Annotated in this window: 1 rRNA gene; it reads left to right on the top strand. The window is 55.6% G+C overall.

Features of this window, described 5'->3' with window-relative positions:
* A 16S ribosomal RNA gene (locus tag AC6CHQ_RS16345) occupies positions 1-522 on the top strand; the annotation flags it as partial.
* Between the last annotated feature and the right edge of the window lie 70 nt (positions 523-592).

Raw genomic sequence — 592 nt, 5'->3', positions numbered from 1 at the left:
TTCCCCTTCGGGGGACAGAGTGACAGGTGGTGCATGGTTGTCGTCAGCTCGTGTCGTGAGATGTTGGGTTAAGTCCCGCAACGAGCGCAACCCTTGATCTTAGTTGCCAGCATTCAGTTGGGCACTCTAAGGTGACTGCCGGTGACAAACCGGAGGAAGGTGGGGATGACGTCAAATCATCATGCCCCTTATGACCTGGGCTACACACGTGCTACAATGGACGGTACAGAGGGCTGCGAACCCGCGAGGGGGAGCCAATCCCAGAAAACCGTTCCCAGTTCGGATTGCAGGCTGCAACTCGCCTGCATGAAGCCGGAATCGCTAGTAATCGCGGATCAGCATGCCGCGGTGAATACGTTCCCGGGTCTTGTACACACCGCCCGTCACACCACGAGAGTTTGCAACACCCGAAGTCGGTGGGGTAACCCTTACGGGAGCCAGCCGCCGAAGGTGGGGCAGATGATTGGGGTGAAGTCGTAACAAGGTAGCCGTATCGGAAGGTGCGGCTGGATCACCTCCTTTCTAAGGATTATTACGGAATGCAGGTTTTGACCTGTACATCAGCGTTTTGCGTTCAGTTTTGAAGGTTCAT

The sequence above is a fragment of the Bhargavaea sp. GQ12 genome, from assembly GCF_059758705.1.
The sequence above is the reverse complement of the archived record's forward strand: the minus strand, read 5'-3'. Positions and strand labels throughout refer to the sequence as shown.